The 26,273-nt window shown below is 67.3% G+C and carries 21 protein-coding genes and 1 tRNA gene; 17 read left to right on the top strand and 5 right to left on the bottom strand.

What is annotated here, in order from left to right; translation table 11 throughout:
- Window positions 1–3 precede the first annotated feature (3 nt).
- The gene (locus OHB49_RS18385; RefSeq protein WP_329161537.1) at window positions 4–639 is read right to left on the bottom strand and encodes an NAD(P)-dependent oxidoreductase; all 636 of its coding nucleotides are present in this window, start codon (window positions 637–639) and stop codon (window positions 4–6) included.
- An 86-nt stretch (window positions 640–725) separates the two neighbouring features.
- Between OHB49_RS18385 and OHB49_RS18380 the strand changes: the two genes are divergently transcribed.
- On the top strand, window positions 726–1,337 hold the full coding sequence (locus tag OHB49_RS18380; protein ID WP_329161536.1) for a TetR/AcrR family transcriptional regulator: 612 nt from the start codon (window positions 726–728) through the stop codon (window positions 1,335–1,337).
- A 56-nt stretch (window positions 1,338–1,393) separates the two neighbouring features.
- On the opposite strand, the gene OHB49_RS18375 is transcribed toward OHB49_RS18380, so the two are convergent.
- Both OHB49_RS18375 and OHB49_RS18370 read right to left on the bottom strand, forming a co-directional pair.
- A complete protein-coding gene (locus OHB49_RS18375; protein ID WP_030977914.1) occupies window positions 1,394–2,416 on the bottom strand; it encodes an adenosine deaminase in 1,023 nt (340 codons plus the stop codon).
- 158 nt (window positions 2,417–2,574) lie between these two features.
- Window positions 2,575–3,801 (bottom strand): pyridoxal phosphate-dependent aminotransferase, encoded by a 1,227-nt coding sequence (locus OHB49_RS18370; protein WP_030977916.1) that lies wholly within the window; start codon window positions 3,799–3,801, stop codon window positions 2,575–2,577.
- Between the two features lie 225 nt (window positions 3,802–4,026).
- On the opposite strand from OHB49_RS18370, the gene OHB49_RS18365 reads away from it, so the two are divergent.
- The 14 genes from OHB49_RS18365 (at window position 4,027) to tuf (ending at window position 22,035) form a co-directional block, all read left to right on the top strand.
- Window positions 4,027–4,099, top strand: a tRNA-Trp gene (locus tag OHB49_RS18365).
- A 106-nt stretch (window positions 4,100–4,205) separates the two neighbouring features.
- Complete coding sequence (secE, locus tag OHB49_RS18360) at window positions 4,206–4,493, top strand: preprotein translocase subunit SecE (protein ID WP_030914093.1); 288 nt, start codon at window positions 4,206–4,208, stop codon at window positions 4,491–4,493.
- A gap of 73 nt (window positions 4,494–4,566) precedes the next feature.
- A complete protein-coding gene (gene nusG / locus OHB49_RS18355; RefSeq protein ID WP_329161534.1) occupies window positions 4,567–5,457 on the top strand; it encodes a transcription termination/antitermination protein NusG in 891 nt (296 codons plus the stop codon).
- A gap of 176 nt (window positions 5,458–5,633) precedes the next feature.
- Window positions 5,634–6,068, top strand: a complete 435-nt coding sequence (gene rplK, locus OHB49_RS18350; RefSeq protein WP_030977920.1) for a 50S ribosomal protein L11 — start codon at window positions 5,634–5,636, stop codon at window positions 6,066–6,068.
- Window positions 6,069–6,147: 79 nt separating this feature from the next.
- Complete coding sequence (gene rplA, locus OHB49_RS18345) at window positions 6,148–6,870, top strand: 50S ribosomal protein L1 (protein ID WP_030914102.1); 723 nt, start codon at window positions 6,148–6,150, stop codon at window positions 6,868–6,870.
- A 156-nt stretch (window positions 6,871–7,026) separates the two neighbouring features.
- A complete protein-coding gene (locus OHB49_RS18340; protein WP_329161531.1) occupies window positions 7,027–7,923 on the top strand; it encodes a hypothetical protein in 897 nt (298 codons plus the stop codon).
- Window positions 7,924–8,199: 276 nt separating this feature from the next.
- Complete coding sequence (rplJ, locus tag OHB49_RS18335; RefSeq protein ID WP_030977926.1) at window positions 8,200–8,760, top strand: 50S ribosomal protein L10; 561 nt, start codon at window positions 8,200–8,202, stop codon at window positions 8,758–8,760.
- 85 nt (window positions 8,761–8,845) lie between these two features.
- Window positions 8,846–9,229, top strand: a complete 384-nt coding sequence (gene rplL / locus OHB49_RS18330) for a 50S ribosomal protein L7/L12 (protein ID WP_030977928.1) — start codon at window positions 8,846–8,848, stop codon at window positions 9,227–9,229.
- A gap of 597 nt (window positions 9,230–9,826) precedes the next feature.
- Window positions 9,827–13,312 carry a DNA-directed RNA polymerase subunit beta gene (gene rpoB, locus OHB49_RS18325; protein WP_030914111.1) on the top strand — a complete coding sequence of 1,162 codons (3,486 nt, stop codon included), beginning with the start codon at window positions 9,827–9,829 and terminating at the stop codon, window positions 13,310–13,312.
- A gap of 99 nt (window positions 13,313–13,411) precedes the next feature.
- Window positions 13,412–17,311, top strand: a complete 3,900-nt coding sequence (locus OHB49_RS18320; protein WP_030977930.1) for a DNA-directed RNA polymerase subunit beta' — start codon at window positions 13,412–13,414, stop codon at window positions 17,309–17,311.
- Window positions 17,312–17,668: 357 nt separating this feature from the next.
- Window positions 17,669–18,040 carry a 30S ribosomal protein S12 gene (gene rpsL, locus OHB49_RS18315; RefSeq protein WP_003948652.1) on the top strand — a complete coding sequence of 124 codons (372 nt, stop codon included), beginning with the start codon at window positions 17,669–17,671 and terminating at the stop codon, window positions 18,038–18,040.
- 2 nt (window positions 18,041–18,042) lie between these two features.
- A complete protein-coding gene (gene rpsG / locus OHB49_RS18310) occupies window positions 18,043–18,513 on the top strand; it encodes a 30S ribosomal protein S7 (protein WP_030977935.1) in 471 nt (156 codons plus the stop codon).
- Window positions 18,514–18,551: 38 nt separating this feature from the next.
- Window positions 18,552–20,681: an elongation factor G gene (fusA, locus tag OHB49_RS18305; RefSeq protein WP_329161528.1), complete on the top strand. Its 2,130-nt coding sequence runs from the start codon at window positions 18,552–18,554 to the stop codon at window positions 20,679–20,681.
- 160 nt (window positions 20,682–20,841) lie between these two features.
- Window positions 20,842–22,035, top strand: a complete 1,194-nt coding sequence (gene tuf, locus OHB49_RS18300; RefSeq protein WP_030977937.1) for an elongation factor Tu — start codon at window positions 20,842–20,844, stop codon at window positions 22,033–22,035.
- A gap of 107 nt (window positions 22,036–22,142) precedes the next feature.
- Here the strand turns inward: tuf and OHB49_RS18295 are convergent, their stop codons facing one another.
- Both OHB49_RS18295 and OHB49_RS18290 read right to left on the bottom strand, forming a co-directional pair.
- Window positions 22,143–24,203 carry a PIG-L family deacetylase gene (locus OHB49_RS18295; RefSeq protein ID WP_443079537.1) on the bottom strand — a complete coding sequence of 687 codons (2,061 nt, stop codon included), beginning with the start codon at window positions 24,201–24,203 and terminating at the stop codon, window positions 22,143–22,145.
- Between the two features lie 101 nt (window positions 24,204–24,304).
- A complete protein-coding gene (locus OHB49_RS18290; protein WP_030977943.1) occupies window positions 24,305–24,763 on the bottom strand; it encodes a GNAT family N-acetyltransferase in 459 nt (152 codons plus the stop codon).
- A gap of 542 nt (window positions 24,764–25,305) precedes the next feature.
- Here OHB49_RS18290 and rpsJ point away from each other — a divergent pair.
- On the top strand, window positions 25,306–25,614 hold the full coding sequence (gene rpsJ / locus OHB49_RS18285; protein WP_003948644.1) for a 30S ribosomal protein S10: 309 nt from the start codon (window positions 25,306–25,308) through the stop codon (window positions 25,612–25,614).
- Window positions 25,615–25,627: 13 nt separating this feature from the next.
- The gene (gene rplC / locus OHB49_RS18280) at window positions 25,628–26,272 is read left to right on the top strand and encodes a 50S ribosomal protein L3 (RefSeq protein ID WP_030977945.1); all 645 of its coding nucleotides are present in this window, start codon (window positions 25,628–25,630) and stop codon (window positions 26,270–26,272) included.
- Window position 26,273 lies beyond the last annotated feature (1 nt).

Below are 26,273 nucleotides of genomic sequence, written 5' to 3'. Positions count from 1 at the left end.
GCGTCAGTACGCCACGCCCACACCCTGCTTGACCGCCGCCGGATCGTCGATCAGCGCCAGCATCGCGTGTGCCACGTCGGCCCGCGAGATGGACCTGCCGCTGCGCGGGTTGCTGCCGTAGACCGTCCGGTACGTCCCCGTCAGCGGCCCGTTGGTGAGCTTCGGCGGCCGCACCGACGTCCAGTCCGTGGCGCTGCGGGCCAGTGCACCCTCCATCAGCGTCAGGTCGGCGTAGACCTCCTTGAGGATCGCGCCGATGGCCTTCAGCATCATCCGGTCCAGCAGCGGGTCGTCCGCGGGCTTCGGCGCGACCGGGGCCGCGCTCACCACGAGCAGCCGCCGCGTCCCCTCGGCCTCCATCGCCCGGATCACCGAGCCGGTGAGCCGTTCGGCGATCCCGTCGGCCCTCCGGCCGCGCGAGCCGAGCCCCGAGAGCACCGCGTCCCGCCCGGCGACCGCCTCGCGCAGCCCCTCCGGATCGTCGATCCGCGCCGCGGCGTGGACCGTGACGTGGGAGAGCGGAACCGGCAGCCGCGCCGGATCGCGGACCACCGCCGTCACTTCGTGGCCCGCTGCCACGGCCTGGCGGACGATCTCCTGGCCGATGCCGCCTGTCGCGCCGAACACCGTGAGTCTCATTGCGCACCCTCCCTGGGTGGGTAAGTATTCACTCACCCATAGAGTGAGCGGATACTCACCACGCGTCAAGCCTCATTGGAGTGCCCATGGAGCAGAAGCCGGCCCGCGTCCGCATCATCGACGCCGCCCACCAGCTGATGCTCACCATCGGCCTGGCCCGGGCCACCACCAAGGAGATCGCTCGGGCCGCGGGCTGTTCGGAGGCGGCGCTCTACAAGCACTTCCCCAGCAAGGAAGAACTGTTCGTGGCGGTGCTCAAGGAACGGCTGCCCAAGCTCAACCCACTGCTGCGGCGGCTGACCGCCGACGCGGGGGCGGGGGAGCGGACCGTCGAGGAGAATCTCACCGACATCGCCCGCGAGGCCGCGCTCTTCTACGCCCAGAGCTTCCCGATCGCGGCGTCGCTCTATGCCGAGCCGCGGCTCAAGAGCCGCCACGACGCGGCCATGCGCGAGCTCGGCACCGGTCCGCACGTGCCGATCCGGGGCGTCGCCGGCTATCTCCGCAGCGAACAGGCGGCCGGCCGCGTGCGGCCCGGCGCCGACACCTACGCGGCCGCGGCGCTGCTGCTCGGCGCCTGCGTCCAGCGCGTGTTCGCCTACGACGCGACGGAGGAGGGCCGACCGCCGCAGTCCCTGGACGAGTTCGCCGCTTCCATTGCGCGGACGGTGCTGCACGGGATCGGCACGCAGGCCTGAGTCCACGCACAAGGCCGGCTGAGTCCCCCACAGGGGGCGCCCGCAGGAGGAGGCGGCTAGTCGGCCGGCTTCGCCAGCCAGTCGTCGACCCCCGCCAGCAGCCGCGCCCGTACGTCGGAGGGCGCCGCCGACCCTCGCACCGACTGCCGTGCCAGCTCCGCCAGCTCCTCGTCGGTGAACGCGTGGTGACGCCGTACGAGGTCGTACTGCGCGGCGAGGCGGGACCCGAAGAGCAGCGGATCGTCCGCGCCGAGCGCCATCGGCACGCCGGCGTCGAACAGGGTGCGCAGGGGTACGTCCGCAGGCTTCTCGTAGACGCCCAGGGCGACGTTCGACGCCGGGCACACCTCGCAGGTCACCCCGCGCTCCGCCAGCTGGCGCAGCAGCCGCGGGTCCTCGGCGGCCCGGACGCCGTGGCCGATCCTGGCCGCGTCGAGGTCGTCCAGGCAGTCCCGCACGCTCGATGGGCCGGCCAGTTCGCCGCCGTGCGGAGCCGCCAGCAGGCCGCCCTCCCTGGCGATGGAGAAGGCCCGGTCGAAGTCGCGCGCCATCCCGCGCCGCTCGTCGTTGGAGAGCCCGAAGCCGACGACACCACGGTCCGCGTACCGCACCGCGAGCCGGGCCAGCGTCCGCGCGTCCAGCGGGTGCTTCATCCGGTTCGCCGCGATCACCACACGGATCCCGAGCCCGGTCTCGCGCGCCGCGGAGTCCACCGCGTCCAGGATGATCTCGATCGCCGGGATGAGCCCGCCGAGCAGCGGGGCGTACGAGGTCGGGTCGACCTGGATCTCCAGCCAGCCGGAGCCGTCCGCGACGTCCTCCTGGGCCGTCTCGCGCACCAGCCGCTGGATGTCCTCGGGCGCCCGAAGACAGGACCGGGCGATGTCGTAGAGCCGCTGGAAGCGGAACCAGCCGCGCTCGTCCGTCGCCCGCAGTCTGGGCGGCTCGCCACCGGTCAGCGCCTCGGGCAGCCGTACGCCGTACTTGTCGGCGAGTTCGAGCAGCGTCGTGGGCCGCATCGACCCGGTGAAATGCAAGTGCAGGTGGGCCTTGGGCAACAGCCGTACATCACGCTCCATTCGAAGATCCTGCCGCACCCGAGGGCTGTGGCGGTAGCGGGATTCCCCATCGAGTTGATCCTCGAACGCAAGCTCGTACGACAGCTCGATCGAAAGCGTGCACAAAAAGGTGCCCCCCGGCCTCGGCCGGGGGGCACCTGAGCGGAAGGGGGCGGAGGTCAGTCCTTCGCCTCGCCCAGCAGCTTCTGGAGCCGCGACACGCCCTCGACGAGGTCCTCGTCGCCCAGCGCGTAGGACAGCCGCAGGTAGCCCGGCGTGCCGAAGGCCTCGCCCGGAACGACCGCGACCTCGGCCTCGTCCAGGATCAGCGCCGCCAGCTCGACCGAGGTGGCCGGGCGCTTGCCGCGGATCTCCTTGCCGAGCAGCGCCTTGACCGACGGGTACGCGTAGAACGCGCCCTCGGGCTCCGGGCACAGCACGCCGTCGATCTCGTTGAGCATCCGCACGATGGTCTGGCGGCGGCGGTCGAAGGCGGTCCGCATCTCGGCGACCGCGTCCAGGTTCCCCGAGACGGCGGCCAGCGCGGCGACCTGGGCGACGTTGGAGACGTTGGACGTGGCGTGCGACTGCAGGTTGGTCGCGGCCTTGACGACGTCCTTGGGGCCGATGACCCAGCCCACGCGCCAGCCGGTCATCGCGTACGTCTTGGCGACACCGTTGACCACGATGCACTTGTCGCGCAGGGCGGGCACGAGCGCGGGGAGCGAGGTGAACTTCGCGGTGCCGTAGACCAGGTGCTCGTAGATCTCGTCGGTGAGCACCCACAGGCCGTGCTCGACGGCCCACTCACCGATCGCCTTGGCGTCGGCCTCGCTGTACACCGCACCGGTCGGGTTCGACGGGGAGACGAACAGGACGACCTTCGTGCGCTCGGTGCGTGCCGCCTCCAGCTGCTCGACGGAGACCCGGTAGCCGGTGGTCTCGTCGGCCACGACCTCCACCGGGACACCGCCGGCGAGACGGATCGACTCGGGGTAGGTGGTCCAGTACGGCGCCGGGACGATGACCTCGTCGCCCGGGTCGAGGATCGCGGCGAACGCCTCGTAGATGGCCTGCTTGCCGCCGTTGGTCACCAGGATCTGGGAGGCCTCGACCTGGTACCCGGAGTCGCGCAGCGTCTTCTCTGCAATGGCGGCCTTGAGCTCGGGGAGCCCGCCTGCCGGGGTGTAGCGGTGGTACTTCGGGTTGCGGCAGGCCTCGACCGCGGCGTCGACGATGTAGCCGGGGGTCGGGAAGTCGGGCTCACCGGCACCGAAGCCGATCACCGGACGGCCGGCGGCCTTGAGGGCCTTGGCCTTGGCGTCGACGGCGAGAGTGGCGGACTCGGAGATTGCACCGATGCGGGCGGAGACCCGGCGCTCGGAGGGAGAAGTTGCAGCGCTCATGGGCCCCATGCTCCCAGACCGCAATCCCGGTCGGCACAGGGGTTTCAGGGACCGGACAGCACCCGGACAGCATGCGGACAAGAACCGGACAGGAGTTGTCCGGAGCTATCTGTTCGACGCCGGGCCGCTGAGCACGTACACTCACCTGTCGTTGGCCTTCACCAGCCGCACCGTTCCTGCACCCGGAGCATCGGGGTAGATGCGGTAAGTTGGTGGAAACCACAAAGGGTCGTAGCTCAATTGGTAGAGCACTGGTCTCCAAAACCAGCGGTTGGGGGTTCAAGTCCCTCCGGCCCTGCTACACACTCCTTCGCCAGGATGTGTGCGCATGTACGTACTTCAATGCACCGCCGTGCGGCTCCACCGGGCGCGGCACGGCCATGACCCGGAATCAGGTGAGAAGCGTGACGGACGCCGTGGGCTCCATCGACATGCCTGATGCTGAGGATGAAGTACCCGAGTCCAAGAAGAGGACTCGGAAGGGCGGCAAGCGCGGAAAGAAGGGCCCCATGGGTCGTCTCGCGCTGTTCTACCGCCAGATCGTCGCCGAGTTGCGCAAGGTTGTCTGGCCGACTCGCAATCAGCTGACGACGTACACGTCCGTGGTGATTGTTTTCGTGGTCGTCATGATTGGTCTTGTGACCGTGATTGACTTCGGATTCCAGCGGGCCATCAAGTACGTCTTCGGCTGATCCCGCGGAGGGCGCCTCATGGGCGCCCCTTTCGCATGTTCCACCCATTTGTATCCAGGAAGAAGCAGCCACCGTGTCTGACCCGAACCTGAACGACGCTGTCGAGCCGACGGCGGGCGCCTTCGAGTCCGCCGAGGACGAGGCCGAGATCGTCGAGGCGGCTGACGCTGTGGAGCCGGACCAGGCCGAAGCTGCCGACGCCGACGCCGCGGGTGAGCCCGCCGAGCAGGCCGCCGTGAACGTCGAGGACGAGGCCGCTGCGGCCGACTCCGACGAGGAGTCCGTCGAGGACGAGGCCGCCGAGGGCGACGACGAGACCGAGGAAGAGGCCGAGCCGGCCGCTCCGGTCGACGCCGTCACCGCTCTGCGTGACGAGCTCCGCGGCCTCCCCGGCGAGTGGTACGTCATCCACACGTACGCCGGTTACGAGAAGCGTGTGAAGGCCAACCTGGAGCAGCGCGCCGTCTCGCTCAACGTCGAGGACTTCATCTACCAGGCCGAAGTGCCCGAGGAAGAGATCGTCCAGATCAAGAACGGCGAGCGCAAGAACGTCCGTCAGAACAAGCTCCCGGGTTACGTCCTGGTGCGCATGGACCTGACGAATGAGTCCTGGGGCGTCGTGCGCAACACTCCCGGTGTCACCGGCTTCGTGGGCAACGCCTACGACCCGTACCCGCTGACCCTGGACGAGATCGTCAAGATGCTCGCCCCGGAGGCCGAGGAGAAGGCCGCCCGCGAGGCCGCCGAGGCCGAGGGCAAGCCGGTTCCGTCCCGCAAGGTCGAGGTCCAGGTGCTGGACTTCGAGGTGGGCGACTCGGTCACGGTCACCGACGGCCCGTTCGCGACGCTGCAGGCGACGATCAACGAGATCAACGCCGACTCGAAGAAGGTCAAGGGCCTCGTCGAGATCTTCGGTCGCGAAACCCCGGTCGAGCTCAGCTTCGACCAGATCCAGAAGAACTGACGGTTTTCGCCGACTTCTGGACACATGCCTACCGAGCAGGTCAGACAGGCTCTACAGCCTGTCTGACCTGCTCGGTTTTTGGTCGCGCAGCTATACCCGTTATCGTTGTGCGGTATGCCTGCATCCGGATGATCCGGATGACGGCGAAAAACTCTCACTAGGACCCGGAGAGAGCAATGCCTCCCAAGAAGAAGAAGGTCACGGGGCTTATCAAGCTCCAGATCAACGCCGGTGCGGCCAACCCGGCCCCGCCGGTCGGCCCCGCGCTCGGCCAGCACGGCGTCAACATCATGGAGTTCTGCAAGGCCTACAACGCCGCGACCGAGTCGCAGCGTGGCATGGTCGTGCCGGTGGAGATCACGGTCTACGACGACCGCTCCTTCACCTTCGTGACGAAGACCCCGCCGGCCGCCAAGCTCATCCTCAAGGCCGCAGGTGTGGACAAGGGCTCCGGCGAGCCGCACAAGACCAAGGTCGCGAAGCTCACGAGCGCCCAGGTCCGCGAGATCGCCACGGTCAAGATGCCCGACCTGAACGCCAACGACCTGGACGCCGCGTCGAAGATCATCGCCGGCACCGCCCGTTCGATGGGTATCACGGTCGAGGGCTGATCAGCCCCGTAGTCCCTCAGTGGTAGGGCCAAGCGCTGGCCCGCACCACGCCTCCACACTTGAAACCACAGGAGCAGCAGTGAAGCGCAGCAAGAACCTCCGCGCTGCGGACGCCAAGATCGACCGGGAGCGCAACTACGCCCCCCTCGAGGCCGTCCGTCTCGCCAAGGACACCGCCAGCACCAAGTTCGACGGCACCGTCGAGGTCGCGTTCTGCCTGGGTGTAGACCCGCGCAAGGCCGACCAGATGGTCCGTGGCACCGTGAACCTCCCGCACGGCACCGGCAAGACCGCCCGGGTCCTGGTCTTCGCGACCGGTGACCGTGCTGCGGCCGCGGAAGCCGCGGGCGCCGACATCGTCGGCGCCGACGAGCTCATCGACGAGGTGGCGAAGGGCCGTCTGGACTTCGACGCCGTCGTCGCCACTCCGGACCTCATGGGCAAGGTCGGCCGCCTCGGCCGCGTGCTCGGTCCGCGTGGTCTGATGCCGAACCCGAAGACCGGCACCGTCACCCCCGACGTCGTGAAGGCTGTCAACGACATCAAGGGCGGCAAGATCGAGTTCCGCGTCGACAAGCACTCGAACCTGCACTTCATCATCGGCAAGGTCTCTTTCGATGACACGAAGCTGGTCGAGAACTACGCCGCGGCGCTGGAGGAGATCCTCCGTCTGAAGCCGTCCGCCGCCAAGGGCCGCTACATCAAGAAGGCCACCCTGGCCACCACGATGGGCCCCGGCATCCCGCTGGACGCCAACCGCACCCGTAACCTCCTCGTCGAGGAGGACCCGGCCGCCGTCTGAGCCTCCGCGCTCGTACGAAAGCCGCGTCTCGCGTGACATGGGCGGGCCCCGCAACCTTTCGAGGTGCGGGGCCCGTCCTCGTTCTCGTACGCATCAGTGGCCGTCCGCGCCGTGCGTCGGCGTGGGCGACCGTACGGAGCGAGGGTGGAGAAGACGATGACGACGATGACCGTGCGACGCGTGTGTCTGTCGGCTGCGGTGTTGGCGGCCCTGACATCCGTGGCGGCCTGCGGGGGAGGGGACGCCACCGGCAGCGGCGCCGGTGGCGCCGTCAGGGCCGACCCGATCGCGGCGCTGCGCAGTGTGCAGCAGAAGACCAGCGGTGCCAGCTCGGCCAGGATCGAGGGCACCACGGTGATGGGCACGACGATGTCCATGAAGCAGACCGGTGCCATGGACTGGTCCGACGGCATGACCGGCACCATGGAGATCACGTACACCGGCGGCACCATGGGTGATGCACTGAAGCAGTCCGGCGGCGACGGCACGATGCAGGCCCGCTACTTCAAGGACGGGTACGTCGCCAACATGGGCGAGGCGTTCGCCAGGCAGGCGGGCGGCAAGCACTGGATCCGTTACTCCTACGACGACCTGGCCGAGCTGGCGGGCGCCTCCGGCGAGGTGATGAAGGACCAGCTGCAGAGCAGCACCCCCGGCCAGGGAGTGCAGGCGCTGCTGGCCTCGGGCGATGTGAAGAAGGTCGGCCAGGAGGACGTACGGGGCGTCGCCACGACGCACTACTCCGGCACGGTCGACGTCGCCGAGCTGAGCACCAAGAACTCCGCCGTCGACGCCGATCAGCTCGCCGAGCTCAAGAAGCAGCTGAGCGACGCCGGCATCACGACGGAGAAGGTCGACATCTGGGTCGACAAGGACGAGCTGCTGGTGAAGAAGACCGAGCGCGGCCGGATGAAGACCGGCGAGCTGAACTCCACGGTGTTCTACAGCGACTACGGCACCGACGTCACGGTCGAGGAGCCCCCGGCCTCCGACACCGTCGACTTCCGGAAGCTCCTGGAGCAGCAGCAGGGCAGCGCTGCGGGCGCGTCTTAAACCTCCCGCACCGCCCGAACCGGGACGGATTTGCTGTGCGCGACCCCGGTCGCGTACTCTCCTACAGAAGCCAAAGACCGCTGGTCGTTGCTGCGCTCTCGTAAGAGGGGGCAGTGACCGAAGGATCCGTTGAGTGCGGACGACCTGCGCAGGTGACTGTGGAACGCTCCCGGACTTTTGTCCGGTCGAGCTGCGCCCTGGCACTTGTGCCGGGGCGTTTCGTCTTTCCCGGCCCCTTCTGAGCGGTCCTCATCACCCGGAAGGAGGCCGACGCTCATGGCAAGGCCCGACAAGGCTGCCGCGGTAGCCGAGCTGACGGACCAGTTCCGCAGCTCGAACGCCGCTGTGCTGACCGAGTACCGGGGTCTCACCGTGGCGCAGCTCAAGACGCTGCGTCGTTCGCTCGGTGAGAACGCCCAGTACGCCGTGGTGAAGAACACGCTGACCAAGATTGCGGCCAACGAGGCCGGGATCGACACGCTGGACGACCTGTTCGCAGGTCCGACGGCGGTTGCCTTCATCACCGGTGACCCGGTGGAGTCGGCGAAGGGTCTTCGTGACTTCGCCAAGGACAACCCCAACCTCATCATCAAGGGCGGTGTCCTTGACGGTAAGGCGCTGTCCGCCGATGAGATCAAGAAGCTCGCGGACCTCGAGTCCCGCGAGGTTCTGCTCGCCAAGGTGGCCGGTGGAATCAAGGCGTCGATGGCCAAGGCCGCGGCGACTTTCCAGGCCCCGCTGTCGGAGTTCGTCCGCACCGCGGACGCTCTTCGCGCCAAGGTCGAGCAGGGCGGTGCCGGTACGCCGGCTCCCGCCGACGCCGAGGTGGCGGAGTAACACTCCGCTCCACGGCTCGCAGCGGGCCCGTACGCCCGCCTTCATATACACCCGGCACCTGCCGACTTAGTGGAAGGACGCCATCATGGCGAAGCTGTCCCAGGACGAGCTGCTCGAGCAGTTCGAGACCCTGACCCTCATCGAGCTCTCCGAGTTCGTCAAGGCGTTCGAGGAGAAGTTCGACGTCAAGGCTGCCGCTCCGGTCGCCGTTGCCGCCGGCGGTGGCGCTGCTGCTGCCGCTGAGGCCGTCGAGGAGCAGGACGAGTTCGACGTCATCCTCACCGGTGCCGGCGAGAAGAAGATCCAGGTCATCAAGGTCGTGCGTGAGCTGACCTCGCTCGGTCTCAAGGAGGCCAAGGACCTCGTCGACGGCGCCCCGAAGCCCGTCCTCGAGAAGGTCGCCAAGGAGGCCGCCGAGAAGGCTGCCGAGTCCCTCAAGGGCGCCGGCGCCTCGGTCGAGGTCAAGTGACCCTGCGAGTCCTCTGACTCGTCTGGACACCCGTACCGCACGGCACGGACGTCACATCGCGAAGGGCGATCACCCATCCGGGTGGTCGCCCTTCGGGGTACCCGAGGCGCTCGCCTTGCTCTTCCGTGGTTGACGAGTATCGTGATCTTCGCCGTACGCCTCCGACGGGGGCTCGCGGCCGGTGCCGAGGGGCGGCGGATGAGGGTCTCAGGGCTCTCTCCGGCAGGGGGGCCTTGACGAACCGCACGCGGCGCGCAATTCTCAGGACGCGTCGTCACTCGATCCGGATCCGATGCATGGATCGTGGGCGAAGAGGGCAGTAAAGAAGAGCGCATCCGCGCGAGGGCGATTCATAGGTGTTGAGAACAGCTGTTGCGAGCTTCGAGGGTCTCTGAGAACCCGGACTGGACATCAGTGTGCCGTTTGGCTACACTGACCCTTTGCGCTGCCTGTTAGCTGCCTCCTGCCCGTCACCAGGGGCATACCCGATGCTTGAACACCGATGACTGAGCGTCCCTGACCTGGGATTTCCGTCACCGTGTCCAACTTGGGACCGGTACGCGCGTAGTGAGTCCGAGCCCTCGGAAGGACCCCCTCTTGGCCGCCTCGCGCAACGCCTCGACCGCGAATACGAACAACGGTGCCAGCACCGCCCCGCTGCGCATCTCTTTTGCAAAGATCAAGGAGCCCCTCGAGGTTCCGAACCTCCTCGCGCTGCAGACCGAGAGCTTTGACTGGCTCCTCGGCAATGCCGCCTGGAAGGCTCGCGTCGAGGCTGCTCTGGACAGTGGACAAGACGTCCCCACCAAGTCCGGCCTGGAGGAGATCTTCGAGGAGATTTCACCGATTGAGGACTTCTCCGGGTCGATGTCGCTTACGTTCCGCGACCACCGCTTCGAGCCCCCGAAGAACTCGATCGACGAGTGCAAGGAGCGCGACTTCACGTTCGCCGCCCCGCTCTTCGTCACGGCCGAGTTCACCAACAACGAGACCGGCGAGATCAAGTCCCAGACGGTCTTCATGGGCGACTTCCCGCTCATGACCAACAAGGGCACCTTCGTCATCAACGGCACCGAGCGTGTCGTCGTGTCGCAGCTCGTGCGCTCGCCGGGTGTCTACTTCGACTCCTCGATCGACAAGACGTCCGACAAGGACATCTTCTCCGCCAAGATCATCCCGTCCCGGGGTGCCTGGCTGGAGATGGAGATCGACAAGCGCGACATGGTCGGTGTCCGTATCGACCGCAAGCGCAAGCAGTCCGTGACCGTTCTCCTGAAGGCTCTCGGTTGGACCACCGAGCAGATCCTCGAGGAGTTCGGCGAGTACGAGTCCATGCGCGCCACCCTGGAGAAGGACCACACCCAGGGCCAGGACGACGCGCTGCTCGACATCTACCGCAAGCTCCGCCCGGGCGAGCCGCCCACCCGCGAGGCTGCTCAGACGCTGCTCGAGAACCTCTACTTCAACCCGAAGCGCTACGACCTCGCGAAGGTCGGCCGCTACAAGGTGAACAAGAAGCTCGGCGCCGAAGAGCCGCTGGACGCCGGTGTGCTCACCTCCGACGACGTCATCGCGACCATCAAGTATCTGGTCAAGCTGCACGCCGGGGAGACCGAGACGGTCGGTGAGTCCGGTCGTTCGATCGTCGTCGAGACCGACGACATCGACCACTTCGGCAACCGTCGTCTGCGTAACGTCGGCGAGCTCATCCAGAACCAGGTCCGTACGGGTCTGGCCCGTATGGAGCGCGTCGTGCGTGAGCGCATGACGACTCAGGACGTCGAGGCGATCACGCCGCAGACCCTGATCAACATCCGGCCGGTCGTCGCCTCCATCAAGGAGTTCTTCGGCACCAGCCAGCTGTCGCAGTTCATGGACCAGAACAACCCGCTGTCGGGTCTCACCCACAAGCGCCGTCTGTCGGCTCTTGGCCCGGGTGGTCTCTCCCGTGAGCGGGCCGGCTTCGAGGTCCGTGACGTGCACCCGTCCCACTACGGACGCATGTGCCCGATCGAGACCCCTGAGGGCCCGAACATCGGTCTGATCGGTTCGCTCGCCTCGTACGGACGTGTCAACGCGTTCGGCTTCATCGAGACGCCGTACCGCAAGGTCGTCGACGGCCAGGTCACCGACGAGGTCGACTACATCACCGCCGACGAGGAAGACCGCTTCGTGATCGCCCAGGCGAACGCGACGCTCTCCGAGGACATGCGGTTCACCGAGCCCCGCGTCCTGGTCCGCCGTCGTGGCGGAGAGGTCGACTACATCCCGGGCGACGACGTCGACTACATGGACGTCTCGCCGCGCCAGATGGTGTCCGTCGCGACCGCGATGATCCCCTTCCTGGAGCACGACGACGCCAACCGTGCCCTCATGGGCGCGAACATGATGCGTCAGGCGGTGCCGCTGATCAAGTCGGAGGCCCCGCTCGTCGGTACGGGCATGGAGTACCGCTGCGCCACCGACGCCGGTGACGTCCTGAAGGCCGAGAAGGACGGTGTCGTCCAGGAGGTCTCCGCGGACTACATCACCGTCACCAACGACGACGGCACGTACACCACGTACCGCATCGCCAAGTTCTCGCGCTCCAACCAGGGCACCTCGGTCAACCAGAAGGTCGTCGTCTCCGAGGGCGACCGGGTCATCGAGGGCCAGGTCCTCGCCGACGGGCCGGCCACCGAGAACGGTGAGATGGCGCTCGGCAAGAACCTGCTCGTGGCGTTCATGCCGTGGGAGGGTCACAACTACGAGGACGCGATCATCCTGTCGCAGCGCCTCGTGCAGGACGACGTCCTCTCCTCGATCCACATCGAGGAGCACGAGGTCGACGCCCGTGACACCAAGCTCGGCCCGGAGGAGATCACCCGGGACATCCCGAACGTCTCCGAAGAGGTCCTCGCCGACCTCGACGAGCGCGGCATCATCCGTATCGGTGCCGAGGTCGTCGCCGGTGACATCCTCGTCGGCAAGGTCACGCCCAAGGGTGAGACCGAGCTGACCCCCGAGGAGCGCCTGCTCCGCGCGATCTTCGGTGAGAAGGCGCGCGAGGTGCGCGACACCTCGCTGAAGGTCCCGCACGGCGAGATCGGCAAGGTCATCGGCGTCCGCGTCTTCGACCGCGAAGAGGGCGACGAGCTGCCGCCGGGCGTGAACCAGCTGGTCCGCGTCTACGTCGCGCAGAAGCGCAAGATCACCGATGGTGACAAGCTCGCCGGCCGTCACGGCAACAAGGGCGTCATCTCGAAGATCCTCCCGATCGAGGACATGCCGTTCCTGGAGGACGGCACCCCGGTCGACATCATCCTCAACCCGCTGGGTGTCCCGTCCCGAATGAACCCGGGACAGGTCCTGGAGATCCACCTCGGCTGGCTCGCCAGCCGTGGCTGGGACGTCTCCGGCCTCGGTGACGAGTGGGCCAAGCGCCTGCAGGCCATCGGCGCCGACCAGGTCGCCCCCGGCACCAACGTCGCCACGCCCGTCTTCGACGGTGCGCGCGAGGACGAGATCTCCGGTCTCTTCGAGGCCACGATCCCGAACCGCGACGGCGACCGCCTGGTGCAGCCCTCCGGCAAGGCCCAGCTGTTCGACGGCCGCTCCGGCGAGCCGTTCCCGGACCCGGTTTCGGTCGGGTACATGTACATCCTCAAGCTCCACCACCTCGTCGACGACAAGCTGCACGCTCGGTCGACGGGCCCGTACTCCATGATCACCCAGCAGCCGCTGGGTGGTAAGGCTCAGTTCGGTGGACAGCGCTTCGGTGAGATGGAGGTGTGGGCGCTGGAGGCATATGGCGCCGCTTACGCCCTCCAGGAGCTGCTGACGATCAAGTCCGACGACGTGACCGGCCGCGTGAAGGTCTACGAGGCCATCGTCAAGGGCGAGAACATCCCCGAGCCGGGCATCCCCGAGTCCTTCAAGGTGCTCATCAAGGAAATGCAGTCGCTCTGCCTCAACGTGGAGGTGCTCTCCTCGGACGGCATGTCCATCGAGATGCGTGACACGGACGAGGACGTCTTCCGCGCGGCGGAGGAGCTCGGTATCGACCTGTCCCGGCGCGAGCCGAGCAGCGTCGAAGAGGTCTGACGGGTCTGGCCGGGGCCTCGCTCATGAGGCCCCGGCCCTGCCCCGGACCCGTTCAGACCATTGATTGAGACTCGACCCCGAAAGAGGGATTGACGACAAGTGCTCGACGTCAACTTCTTCGACGAGCTGCGGATCGGCCTTGCCACCGCGGACGACATCCGGACCTGGTCGCACGGCGAAGTGAAGAAGCCGGAGACCATCAACTACCGCACGCTCAAGCCCGAGAAGGACGGACTCTTCTGCGAGAAGATCTTCGGTCCGACCCGGGACTGGGAGTGCTACTGCGGCAAGTACAAGCGTGTCCGCTTCAAGGGCATCATTTGTGAGCGTTGTGGCGTGGAGGTCACGCGCGCCAAGGTGCGTCGTGAGCGCATGGGCCACATCGAGCTTGCCGCTCCCGTCACTCACATCTGGTACTTCAAGGGCGTCCCGTCGCGCCTCGGCTACCTGCTTGATCTCGCGCCGAAGGACCTCGAAAAGGTCATCTACTTCGCCGCGTACATGATCACGTTCGTGGACGAGGAGCGCCGTACGCGTGACCTGCCCTCGCTGGAGGCGCACGTCTCCGTCGAGCGTCAGCAGGTCGAGAACCGTCGCGACTCCGACCTGGAGGCTCGCGCCAAGAAGCTCGAGACCGACCTGGCCGAGCTCGAGGCCGAGGGCGCCAAGGCCGACGTGCGCCGCAAGGTGCGCGAAGGTGCCGAGCGTGAGATGAAGCAGCTGCGCGACCGTGCGCAGCGCGAGATCGACCGTCTCGACGAGGTGTGGAACCGCTTCAAGAACCTCAAGGTCCAGGACCTCGAGGGCGACGAGCTGCTCTACCGCGAACTGCGTGACCGCTTCGGCACGTACTTCGACGGCTCCATGGGTGCCGCTGCCCTGCAGAAGCGCCTGGAGTCCTTCGACCTCAACGAGGAGGCCGAGCGCCTCCGCGAGATCATCCGTACCGGCAAGGGCCAGAAGAAGACCCGTGCGCTCAAGCGCCTCAAGGTCGTCTCCGCGTTCCTGCAGACCAGCAACAGCCCCAAGGGCATGGTGCTCGACTGCGTGCCGGTCATCCCGCCGGACCTGCGTCCGATGGTGCAGCTGGACGGTGGCCGCTTCGCGACCTCCGACCTGAACGACCTGTACCGCCGTGTGATCAACCGCAACAACCGCCTCAAGCGTCTCCTTGACCTCGGTGCCCCCGAGATCATCGTGAACAACGAGAAGCGGATGCTGCAGGAGGCCGTCGACGCGCTGTTCGACAACGGCCGCCGTGGTCGCCCGGTCACCGGTCCGGGTAACCGCCCGCTGAAGTCCCTGAGCGACATGCTCAAGGGCAAGCAGGGTCGTTTCCGTCAGAACCTTCTCGGTAAGCGTGTGGACTACTCCGCGCGTTCCGTGATCGTTGTCGGTCCGCAGCTGAAGCTGCACCAGTGCGGTCTGCCGAAGGCCATGGCGCTGGAGCTCTTCAAGCCGTTCGTGATGAAGCGCCTGGTCGACCTGAACCACGCGCAGAACATCAAGTCGGCCAAGCGCATGGTCGAGCGTGGCCGCACCGTGGTGTACGACGTCCTCGAAGAGGTCATCGCCGAGCACCCGGTGCTGCTGAACCGTGCACCGACCCTGCACCGCCTCGGCATCCAGGCCTTCGAGCCGCAGCTGGTCGAGGGCAAGGCCATCCAGATCCACCCGCTCGTCTGCACCGCGTTCAACGCGGACTTCGACGGTGACCAGATGGCCGTGCACCTGCCGCTCTCCGCGGAGGCGCAGGCCGAGGCCCGCATCCTGATGCTGTCCTCGAACAACATCCTGAAGCCGGCCGACGGTCGTCCCGTCACCATGCCGACCCAGGACATGGTGCTGGGCCTGTTCTTCCTCACCACGGACGAGGAGGAGCGCAAGGTCATCGGTCAGGGCCGCGCGTTCGGTTCCACCGCCGAGGCGATCATGGCCTTCGACGCCCGGGAGCTCTCGCTCCAGACGCAGGTCGACATCCGCTTCCCGGTGGGCACCATCCCGCCGCGCGGCTGGGTGCCGCCGGTCGCTGAAGAGGGCGAGCCGGAGTACCAGCCGGGTGACACCTTCCGGCTGCGTACGAGCCTGGGCCGCGCGCTCTTCAACGAGCTGCTGCCCGAGGACTACCCGTTCGTCGACTACTCGGTGGGCAAGAAGCAGCTCTCCGAGATCGTCAACGACCTGGCCGAGCGCTACCCCAAGGTCATCGTGGCGGCGACGCTCGACAACCTGAAGGCGGCCGGTTTCCACTGGGCGACCCGTTCCGGCGTCACCGTCTCCGTTTCGGACATCGTCGTGCCGGAGGCCAAGAAGGCCATCGTCCAGGGCTACGAGGCGCAGGACGAGAAGGTCCAGAAGCAGTACGAGCGCGGTCTCATCACCAAGGACGAGCGCACGCAGGAGCTCATCGCGATCTGGACCAAGGCGACCAATGAGGTTGCCGAGGCGATGAACGCGAACTTCCCGAAGACGAACCCCATCTTCATGATGGTCGACTCGGGTGCCCGAGGAAACATGATGCAGATGCGTCAGATCGCGGGTATGCGTGGTCTGGTGTCGAACGCGAAGAACGAGACGATCCCGCGTCCCATCAAGGCGTCGTTCCGTGAGGGCCTGACCGTTCTGGAGTACTTCATCTCCACGCACGGTGCCCGTAAGGGTCTGGCGGACACCGCCCTGCGTACCGCCGACTCGGGTTACCTGACCCGTCGTCTGGTGGACGTCTCGCAGGACGTGATCATTCGCGAGGAGGACTGCGGCACCGACCGTGGCCTCAAGCTGAAGATCGCCGTCAAGGGTGCGGACGGTGTGCTCCGCAAGACGGAGGACGTCGAGACCTCGGTCTACGCCCGCATGCTCGCCGAGGACGTCGTCGTCGACGGCAAGGTCATCGCGCCTGCCAACGTCGACCTCGGTGACGTCCTGATCGACGCCCTGGTGGGCGCCGGCGTCGAGGAGGTCAAGACCCGTTCGGTCCTGACCTGTGAGTCCGCGGTCGGCACCTGTGCCTTCTGCTACGGACGCTCGCTCGCCACCGGCAAGCTGGTCGACATCGGTGAGGCGGTCGGCATCATCGCCGCCCAGTCCATCGGTGAGCCCGGTACCCAGCTGACGATGCGTACCTTCCACACCGGTGGTGTGGCCGGTGACGACATCACCCAGGGTCTGCCCCGAGTCGTCGAGCTCTTCGAAGCCCGCACGCCCAAGGGTGTCGCCCCGATCTCGGAGGCGGCCGGCCGCATCCGTATCGAGGAGACCGAGAAGACCAAGAAGATCGTCGTCACCCCGGACGACGGCAGCGACGAGACGCCGTTCCCGATCTCGAAGCGTGCCCGTCTGCTGGTGGGCGAGGGCGACCACGTCGAGGTGGGCCAGAAGCTCACCGTGGGTGCCACCAACCCGCACGACGTGCTGCGGATCCTCGGTCAGCGCGCGGTCCAGGTCCACCTGGTCGGCGAGGTCCAGAAGGTCTACAACTCGCAGGGTGTGTCGATCCACGACAAGCACATCGAGATCATCATCCGGCAGATGCTGCGCCGGGTGACGATCATCGAGTCCGGCGACGCGGAGCTGCTGCCGGGCGAGCTCGTCGAGCGCTCGAAGTTCGAGACCGAGAACCGTCGTGTGGTCACCGAGGGCGGTCACCCCGCCTCCGGCCGTCCGCAGCTGATGGGTATCACCAAGGCCTCGCTCGCCACCGAGTCGTGGCTGTCGGCGGCGTCCTTCCAGGAGACAACCAGGGTTCTGACCGACGCGGCGATCAACGCCAAGTCGGACTCCCTGATCGGCCTCAAGGAGAACGTCATCATCGGTAAGCTCATCCCGGCCGGTACGGGTCTGTCCCGCTACCGCAACATCCGGGTCGAGCCGACCGAGGAGGCCAAGGCCGCGATGTACTCGGCCGTCGGCTACGACGACATCGACTACTCGCCGTTCGGCACGGGCTCCGGCCAGGCCGTTCCGCTGGAGGACTACGACTACGGTCCGTACAACCAGTAAGGCGCATGTCCCGTCCGCAGGGCGGTCACTCCGTTTCGTACGGGGTGGCCGCCCTGCGGCGTTGCCCTTCGGTGCCGGAACAGCGGTACTGTCGGGAATGTCACGCGCAGCGCGTCGTCGTGGACAGCATTTGTTTTGACCGGAGTCCGTGAGGTAGGTACGCTCAGACCTTGTGCCTGGGGTGTGCCTGGGCTCGTGTGCGTGTCCTCAACCGCATGGCGAGCTTGTCTTTGGCCACCGCAATCTGCGCCCCTTCTGCCCTAGGGCAGAAGCCTGCAGCATTCGACACACCCGACCGCGTGGGTCGGCGACGTTCCAGGTTAGTTTCACGAACGGCACACAGAAACCGGAGAAGTAGTGCCTACGATCCAGCAGCTGGTCCGGAAGGGCCGGCAGGACAAGGTCGAGAAGAACAAGACGCCCGCGCTCGAGGGTTCGCCCCAGCGCCGCGGCGTCTGCACGCGTGTGTTCACGACCACCCCGAAGAAGCCGAACTCGGCACTCCGTAAGGTCGCGCGTGTGCGTCTGACCTCCGGCATCGAGGTCACGGCCTACATCCCGGGTGAGGGACACAACCTGCAGGAGCACTCCATCGTGCTCGTGCGTGGTGGCCGTGTGAAGGACCTGCCGGGTGTTCGTTACAAGATCATCCGCGGCTCCCTTGACACCCAGGGTGTCAAGAACCGCAAGCAGGCCCGCAGCCGCTACGGCGCCAAGAAGGAGAAGTAAGAATGCCTCGTAAGGGCCCCGCCCCGAAGCGCCCGGTCATCATCGACCCGGTCTACGGTTCTCCTCTTGTCACCTCGCTGATCAACAAGATCCTGCTCAACGGCAAGCGTTCCACTGCCGAGCGGATCGTGTACGGCGCCATGGAAGGCCTCCGCGAGAAGACCGGCAACGACCCGGTCATCACGCTGAAGCGCGCGCTTGAGAACGTCAAGCCCTCGCTCGAGGTCAAGTCCCGCCGTGTCGGTGGCGCCACCTACCAGGTGCCGATCGAGGTCAAGCCCGGTCGCGCCGCCACCCTCGCGCTTCGCTGGGTCGTGGGTTACTCCCGCGCCCGCCGCGAGAAGACGATGACCGAGCGCCTCATGAACGAGCTGCTCGACGCCTCCAACGGTCTTGGCGCTGCCGTCAAGAAGCGCGAGGACACCCACAAGATGGCCGAGTCCAACAAGGCCTTCGCGCACTACCGCTGGTAGTCGCTACCCACATCGAGACCGAGAGAAGATTGAGCCTTATGGCCACCACTTCGCTTGACCTGGCCAAGGTCCGCAACATCGGGATCATGGCCCACATCGACGCGGGCAAGACGACCACCACCGAGCGGATCCTGTTCTACACCGGTGTTTCGTACAAGATCGGTGAAGTCCACGACGGCGCTGCCACGATGGACTGGATGGAGCAGGAGCAGGAGCGCGGCATCACGATCACGTCCGCCGCGACGACCTGTCACTGGCCGCTCGATGATGTTGACCACACCATCAACATCATCGACACCCCGGGTCACGTCGACTTCACCGTCGAGGTGGAGCGTTCGCTCCGCGTCCTCGACGGCGCTGTCACCGTGTTCGACGGTGTCGCCGGCGTCGAGCCGCAGTCCGAGACCGTTTGGCGTCAGGCGGACCGCTACGGCGTGCCGCGTATCTGCTTCGTCAACAAGCTCGACCGCACGGGTGCAGAGTTCCACCGCTGCGTCGACATGATCGTCGAACGCCTCGGTGCGGTCCCGCTCGTCATGCAGCTCCCCATCGGTGCCGAAGCCGACTTCAAGGGCGTCGTCGACCTCGTGTCGATGAAGGCCTTTGTGTGGCCGGAAGAGGCCGTCAAGGGCGAGATGTACGACACCGTCGACATCCCGGACACCCACATCGAGGCGGCTCAGGAGTGGCGCGGCAAGCTGCTCGAGGCCGTTTCCGAGAACGACGACGAGATGATGGAGCTGTACCTGGAGGGCGTCGAGCCCACCGAGGAGCAGCTGCACGAGGCGATCCGCCGGATCACCCTCGCGTCGAAGGGCGGCGCGGGCTCCGTCACCGTCACCCCGGTGTTCTGTGGCACGGCGTTCAAGAACAAGGGCGTCCAGCCCCTGCTCGACGCGGTCGTCCGCTACCTGCCTTCCCCCCTGGACGTCGAGGCCATCGAGGGCCACGACGTCAAGGACCCCGAGGTTGTCGTCAAGCGCAAGCCCTCGGACGACGAGCCGTTCTCCGGCCTGGCGTTCAAGATCGCTAGCGACCCGCACCTCGGCAAGCTCACCTTCGTCCGGATCTACTCCGGTCGCCTCGAGGCCGGCACCGCGGTGCTGAACTCGGTCAAGGGCAAGAAGGAGCGCATCGGCAAGATCTACCGCATGCACGCGAACAAGCGTGAGGAGATCGCGTCGGTGGGCGCCGGTGACATCATCGCCGTCATGGGCCTGAAGCAGACCACCACCGGTGAGACGCTGTGTGACGACAAGAACCCGGTGATCCTGGAGTCCATGGACTTCCCGGCGCCGGTCATTCAGGTCGCCATCGAGCCCAAGTCCAAGGGTGACCAGGAGAAGCTGGGTGTCGCCATCCAGCGCCTCTCCGAGGAGGACCCGTCCTTCCAGGTGCACTCCGACGAGGAGACCGGCCAGACCATCATCGGTGGTATGGGCGAGCTTCACCTCGAGGTGCTCGTCGACCGCATGAAGCGCGAGTTCCGCGTCGAGGCGAACGTCGGCAAGCCGCAGGTCGCGTACCGCGAGACGATCCGCAAGGCCGTCGAGCGCATCGACTACACGCACAAGAAGCAGACTGGTGGTACCGGCCAGTTCGCGAAGGTGCAGATCGCCCTTGAGCCCATCGAGGGTGGCGACGCGTCCTACGAGTTCGTCAACAAGGTCACCGGTGGCCGCATCCCCCGTGAGTACATCCCCTCGGTGGACGCGGGTGCTCAGGAAGCCATGCAGTTCGGCATCCTGGCCGGTTACGAGATGGTCGGCGTTCGCGTCACCCTTCTCGACGGTGGTTACCACGAGGTCGACTCCTCCGAGCTCGCCTTCAAGATCGCCGGTTCGCAGGCGTTCAAGGAGGGTGCCCGCAAGGCGTCCCCCGTGCTCCTCGAGCCGATGATGGCCGTCGAGGTCACCACGCCCGAGGACTACATGGGCGACGTCATCGGTGACCTCAACTCCCGCCGTGGCCAGATCCAGGCCATGGAGGAGCGCAGCGGCGCTCGCGTCGTGAAGGGCCTCGTGCCCCTCTCGGAGATGTTCGGCTACGTCGGAGACCTCCGCAGCAAGACCTCGGGTCGCGCAAGCTACTCGATGCAGTTCGACTCCTACGCCGAGGTTCCGCGGAACGTCGCCGAGGAGATCATCGCGAAGGCCAAGGGCGAGTAACTCTCCCGAGCTCACGCTTTAGGCTTGTCACCGGAGCCTGGTGGGGCATTCGTCGCAGAGCGCAAGCAATGTGGTGAATGCCCCGGGCCCCGGCATCCCAGCAAAGATCACCTGGCGCCGATGAAGCAAGGCGTACAGAACCACTCCACAGGAGGACCCAGTGGCGAAGGCGAAGTTCGAGCGGACTAAGCCGCACGTCAACATCGGCACCATCGGTCACATCGACCACGGTAAGACGACCCTCACGGCCGCCATTACCAAGGTGCTGCACGACGCGTACCCGGACCTGAACGAGGCCTCGGCCTTCGACCAGATCGACAAGGCTCCTGAGGAGCGCCAGCGCGGTATCACGATCTCGATCGCGCACGTCGAGTACCAGACGGAGTCGCGTCACTACGCGCACGTCGACTGCCCGGGTCACGCCGACTACATCAAGAACATGATCACGGGTGCCGCGCAGATGGACGGCGCCATCCTCGTGGTCGCCGCCACCGACGGCCCGATGCCGCAGACCAAGGAGCACGTGCTCCTGGCCCGCCAGGTCGGCGTTCCGTACATCGTTGTCGCGCTGAACAAGGCCGACATGGTGGACGACGAGGAGATCCTGGAGCTCGTCGAGCTCGAGGTTCGTGAACTCCTCTCCGAGTACGAGTTCCCGGGCGACGACCTTCCGGTCGTCAAGGTCTCGGCGCTCAAGGCTCTTGAGGGTGACAAGGAGTGGGGCCAGACCGTCCTCGACCTGATGAAGGCCGTCGACGAGTCGATCCCGCAGCCCGAGCGTGACGTCGAGAAGCCGTTCCTGATGCCGATCGAGGACGTCTTCACGATCACCGGTCGTGGCACCGTCGTCACCGGTCGTATCGAGCGTGGTGTCCTCAAGGTCAACGAGACCGTTGACATCGTGGGCATCAAGCAGGAGAAGACCACCACCACGGTCACCGGCATCGAGATGTTCCGCAAGCTGCTCGACGAGGGCCAGGCCGGTGAGAACGTCGGTCTGCTTCTTCGTGGCATCAAGCGCGAGGACGTCGAGCGCGGCCAGGTCATCATCAAGCCGGGTTCGGTCACGCCGCACACCGAGTTCCAGGCGCAGTCCTACATCCTGTCGAAGGACGAGGGTGGCCGTCACACCCCGTTCTTCAACAACTACCGCCCGCAGTTCTACTTCCGTACCACGGACGTGACGGGCGTTGTGACCCTTCCCGAGGGCACCGAGATGGTCATGCCGGGTGACAACACCCTCATGAACGTCGTGCTGATCCAGCCGGTCGCCATGGAAGAGGGCCTGAAGTTCGCCATCCGCGAGGGTGGCCGGACCGTGGGCGCCGGCCAGGTCACCAAGATCGTCAAGTAATTACCTGACTGTCTGACCTGGTTGCTCCGCACAGAGCACCAAGGAGGGCCCCGGCCCGCCGCGCAAGCGGTGGACCGGGGCCCTTCGGCATTCCCCGGTGCGCGCGGTCACGGCCGCCAGAGCCACGGGACGGCGTCCGGTCCCAGGCCGACCACCGCCGGGCGCCCCAGGCCCGTGACGTACAGCGCGGGACCGTCGAGCGCCACCGGCCCCTGCATCCGTACGGACAGTCGTTCGCCGGTACGCAGCTGGAGCCGGCCCTCCTCGGTGCGGCCCAGCAGCACCGGCCCGAGCGGCGAGTCGGCGACGCTCACCGGCCCGTATCCGTCGAAGTCCGTCCGCCCCACGGCCGTCCCCCCGGTGACGGCCGTCAGCCGGGCCCGCGCCGCAGCCCGGTACAGCAGTTCGACGGAACCGTCCGTGGTGATCCGGGCGGCGGGCCCGTCACCCGGCACCGGCGCCCCGTGGATCTCCCGTCGGGCGGTCAGCCGCGCCCCGGCTGTCTCCTGCGCCCAGTGGTGCACCGCGTGATGACCGGCGCCGTACACATGGACCAGGCCGTGCCCGTCCACCACGGCGCTCAGCCCGTCCTGGACCTCGCCGCCGCCCAGGTCCGTCCACTCGCCCCACCGGCCGGACGTGGCACGCACCCGGGTGCTCACGCCCTTGTCCGCGTTCCGTACGAAGAGATGGACCAGGCCGTCGGGTGCGGTCGCCGCCACCGGGACGCCGATCCGGCGACCCCGGTCCGGGGCCGGTTCCGGGTTGCCCAGTCCGCGCCAGGCACGGAAGGTGCCGTCCCGGGAGCTCTGCTCCAGGAGCACGATGTCCCGTTCGTTCTGCGCCCCGTGTCCGCCGAGCGCCGCGAAGCGCAGCCCGAACAGGAACAGCCTGCCGTCCGCCGTCACGGCTCGGCCCAGTACCGGTGCGAAAGGCCCGCCGCCGAGATCGTCCGGTCCGTCCCAGACCCCGCTGCCGGGCGCACTCTCGCGCCACCGCACCACCCGCAGCCCAAGCACCCCGTAGACGGCGAGCCGCCCGTCCGGTTCGGCGGCGACCGTGGGGCGGGGGCCGGGGTAGCGGTACCGGGTGGAGCGGACCCAGCCCTTCCTGTTGGTCAGGGGCCGGTCGCCGCCGACGTTGTAGTCGCCGCAGCCCGCCCGGTTCCCGCACCGCCAGTCGGCCTCGCCGCCGTACGGAACCAGGTGCGCGGCCTTCTCCTTCAGCACCCCGCCCGGCAGGTTCTTCGGCCAGTGCCGGTTGTAGTAGCCGCGGAACGCGGTGGTGACGAACCGCGGCACGCCCCCGCCGTCCTGGGTCGCGCGGGCCACCCACCGGATCAGCGCCGCCCAGGCGAACGAGGCGGTCGCGGTGTGGTCGGCATGGTCGGAGTAGCCGGGCTGCTCGATGTCCTGCCGACGGACGGCCTCGGTGCTGTGCTGGATGTCCGGGTCGGGGTCGAGCGTGTGGACGACGGTCGGCCGGTACCGGTCGAGCAGCCCGACGAGGACATCGATCAGCCCGTCGTACGTGTACGCACCCACCCGCTCCAGCGGTGAGCCGGCGGCGACGACGGTGCGCAGGTTCAGCGCCCGGTCGTGCCAGAGGCTGGGCAGCCCGAGCCGGCCGTGGCCGATCTGCATCGCCGTATTGAGGAAGATCAGCTCGACCCGCCGGCCGCCGCCCAGCAGGGTGTTGATCTCCGCCCGGTGTCCGCCGGCCAGATCGAGGACGGACTTGTGCCAGCGGGTGAACATCGGCAGCCCGAGCTGGGCGGCGTAGGTCTGGCGCAGCCCCTGGTGCCGGGCCGAGGAGTAGGCGGCCCGGTCGGGGGCGGGCCGTGCCCGGCCGGGGATCCTGTTGAGACCGAGGACCTCACCGGCGGTGAGGTACACACAGACCAGCGGTGTCCCGGCCGCCAGGGCCTGCTGGGTGTCCGGGTTCATGAAGTACAGGTCGTCGTCCGGGTGGGCGAGAACCTGCATCATCAGGGCCGGCCCGGCGTCGGCGACCGGGAGGCCGGGGGCCGGGTCCGCCATGGGGCCACCGCGCCGCGGAGCCGGTACGGAGCAGGCGCCGACGCCCATCAGGGCGGCCGCGGCGGCGGCTCGGACGACGCTGCGCCGCCGTACCCCGCCACTGCACGCAGGGCCGGATCGATCCGTCACGAGCCGCACTCCGTCCGCTCACCCTGTCCGAGCGGCGGGTCGCGTGCCGCTTCCCGCGGCAGATTAGACGGCGATCGGTGCGCTGACTGTGCGTGTCGCGGCTACACGCCGGAGCGGCGCACCAGATAGACATCGATCGGGTCCTCGTGCTCCAGCGTGAACCCGTGACGTTCGTACAGCCGACGGGCCGCGCTGCCCTGCAGGACATCGAGCCGGACGTCCGCCCCGTCCGCGTCGGCGCGCTCCAGCAGAGTCCGCAGGACGGCCGAGCCGATCCCCTGGCCGTGGAGAGCGGGGGACAGGTAGAAGTTCTCCACCCACCAGCCGTTCTCGACCGGACGCATGGTGACGCAGCCGGCGAACTCGCCGTCCGCGAGGACGACCGAGGTGTGCTCGGGCGCGAAGATGTCCCGCAGCCGTTGACGTACGCGATGTTCGTCGTACCGGCCGAGGCGTTCCAGATCCGGGCGCATGACGAGGGCCCGGAGTTCGGTCATGGCCTCGAGGTCCGTCGGTTCCGCCGGGCGCAGCGTCCAGGACCGCTTCATGATCGTATCCATGTCCGGAGTATTCCAGCGGCCGTGCAGCAGGCCGGTGCGGGGCCGGTGACGGGCGTGCTGCGTGCTGTCGGTCACGGTGGCGGGCCGGCCCCGAACGACTCGGTCCGGGCCTGTCGGCATCGCCGCAGCTCCCCGGTGACGTCCGGCCGCGTTTGACCAGTCGGCCGCGGGGGGTAAGATCCTCCGCCCGATTGGCCAGCGCCGTGCCGCATATGGCACACTGACCAGGTTGCTCGGTTGAGTGTCAATGCTGCGCGCCTCCCGCCGGGAGGACCGGAAGCGAGTCCCACAGTACTCGTCGGCCCCATGCGGGCCGGACGTACGGGAATCTTCCGGGAAGTGACAGTGGGGCGCCGACCAGGCACCCGGTGGGTGTTCCGCCCCCGGTTCCGCGGTCTTACGGCCCGCACCCCCTTGGTTGGGAATTCCTCCGGGAATTCTGCGTAGAGGGGATGCGACACGCCCGACCGCGTGGGTCGGAGGTGGAGTTACGAGAGCCCTCGGGTTCCAGAGCGTTACGAGAGACAGGACTACTAGTAGCCATGGCGGGACAGAAGATCCGCATCCGGCTCAAGGCCTACGACCACGAGGTCATCGACTCCTCGGCGAAGAAGATCGTCGAGACGGTGACCCGCACTGGTGCGTCGGTCGCAGGCCCGGTGCCGCTGCCCACTGAGAAGAACGTGTACTGCGTCATCAAGTCGCCGCACAAGTACAAGGACTCGCGCGAGCACTTCGAGATGCGCACGCACAAGCGCCTCATCGACATCCTCGACCCCACGCCGAAGACGGTTGACTCGCTCATGCGTCTCGACCTGCCGGCCGGCGTCGACATCGAGATCAAGCTCTGAGGTGACGCGCGAGATGGCTAAGAACATTAAGGGCGTCCTGGGCGAGAAGCTCGGCATGACCCAGGTCTGGGACGAGAACAACCGGGTTGTCCCGGTGACCGTCGTCAAGGCCGGGCCCTGCGTCGTCACCCAGGTCCGCACCAACGACAGCGACGGCTACGAGTCGGTCCAGATCGCCTTCGGCGAGATCGACCCGCGCAAGGTGAACAAGCCCCTCAAGGGCCACTTCGCCAAGGCCGACGTGACCCCGCGCCGCCACCTGGTGGAGCTCCGCACCCCTGACGCCGGCGAGTACACGCTGGGCCAGGAGGTCACTGCCGCAGTGTTCGAGTCCGGCGTCAAGGTTGACGTCACGGGCAAGAGCAAGGGCAAGGGCTTCGCCGGTGTGATGAAGCGCCACAACTTCAAGGGTGGCAAGGCGTCCCACGGTGCCCACCGTGTGCACCGCATGCCCGGCTCCATCGGTGGCTGTGCCACCCCCGGCCGTGTCTTCAAGGGCATGCGCATGGCGGGTCGCATGGGCAACGAGCGCGTCACCACCCAGAACCTGACCATCCACGCGGTTGACGCGGAGAAGGGTCTGCTCCTCATCAAGGGCGCAGTCCCCGGTCCGAACGGCGGCCTCGTCCTGGTCCGTACCGCGGCCAAGGGGGCTTGAG

It is taken from the genome of Streptomyces sp. NBC_01717 (assembly GCF_036248255.1).
Lineage (GTDB): Bacteria > Actinomycetota > Actinomycetes > Streptomycetales > Streptomycetaceae > Streptomyces.
The sequence above is the reverse complement of the archived record's forward strand: the minus strand, read 5'-3'. Positions and strand labels throughout refer to the sequence as shown.

Coding starts and splice junctions, on each gene's coding strand:
- OHB49_RS18385 (WP_329161537.1), bottom strand. CDS start 639: ATGAGACTCACGGTGTTCGGCGCGACAGGCGGCATCGGCCAGGAGATC.
- OHB49_RS18380 (WP_329161536.1), top strand. CDS start 726: ATGGAGCAGAAGCCGGCCCGCGTCCGCATCATCGACGCCGCCCACCAG.
- OHB49_RS18375 (WP_030977914.1), bottom strand. CDS start 2,416: ATGGAGCGTGATGTACGGCTGTTGCCCAAGGCCCACCTGCACTTGCAT.
- OHB49_RS18370 (WP_030977916.1), bottom strand. CDS start 3,801: ATGAGCGCTGCAACTTCTCCCTCCGAGCGCCGGGTCTCCGCCCGCATC.
- rplK (WP_030977920.1), top strand. CDS start 5,634: ATGCCTCCCAAGAAGAAGAAGGTCACGGGGCTTATCAAGCTCCAGATC.
- OHB49_RS18340 (WP_329161531.1), top strand. CDS start 7,027: ATGACGACGATGACCGTGCGACGCGTGTGTCTGTCGGCTGCGGTGTTG.
- rplJ (WP_030977926.1), top strand. CDS start 8,200: ATGGCAAGGCCCGACAAGGCTGCCGCGGTAGCCGAGCTGACGGACCAG.
- rplL (WP_030977928.1), top strand. CDS start 8,846: ATGGCGAAGCTGTCCCAGGACGAGCTGCTCGAGCAGTTCGAGACCCTG.
- rpsG (WP_030977935.1), top strand. CDS start 18,043: ATGCCTCGTAAGGGCCCCGCCCCGAAGCGCCCGGTCATCATCGACCCG.
- fusA (WP_329161528.1), top strand. CDS start 18,552: ATGGCCACCACTTCGCTTGACCTGGCCAAGGTCCGCAACATCGGGATC.
- OHB49_RS18290 (WP_030977943.1), bottom strand. CDS start 24,763: ATGGATACGATCATGAAGCGGTCCTGGACGCTGCGCCCGGCGGAACCG.
- rpsJ (WP_003948644.1), top strand. CDS start 25,306: ATGGCGGGACAGAAGATCCGCATCCGGCTCAAGGCCTACGACCACGAG.
- rplC (WP_030977945.1), top strand. CDS start 25,628: ATGGCTAAGAACATTAAGGGCGTCCTGGGCGAGAAGCTCGGCATGACC.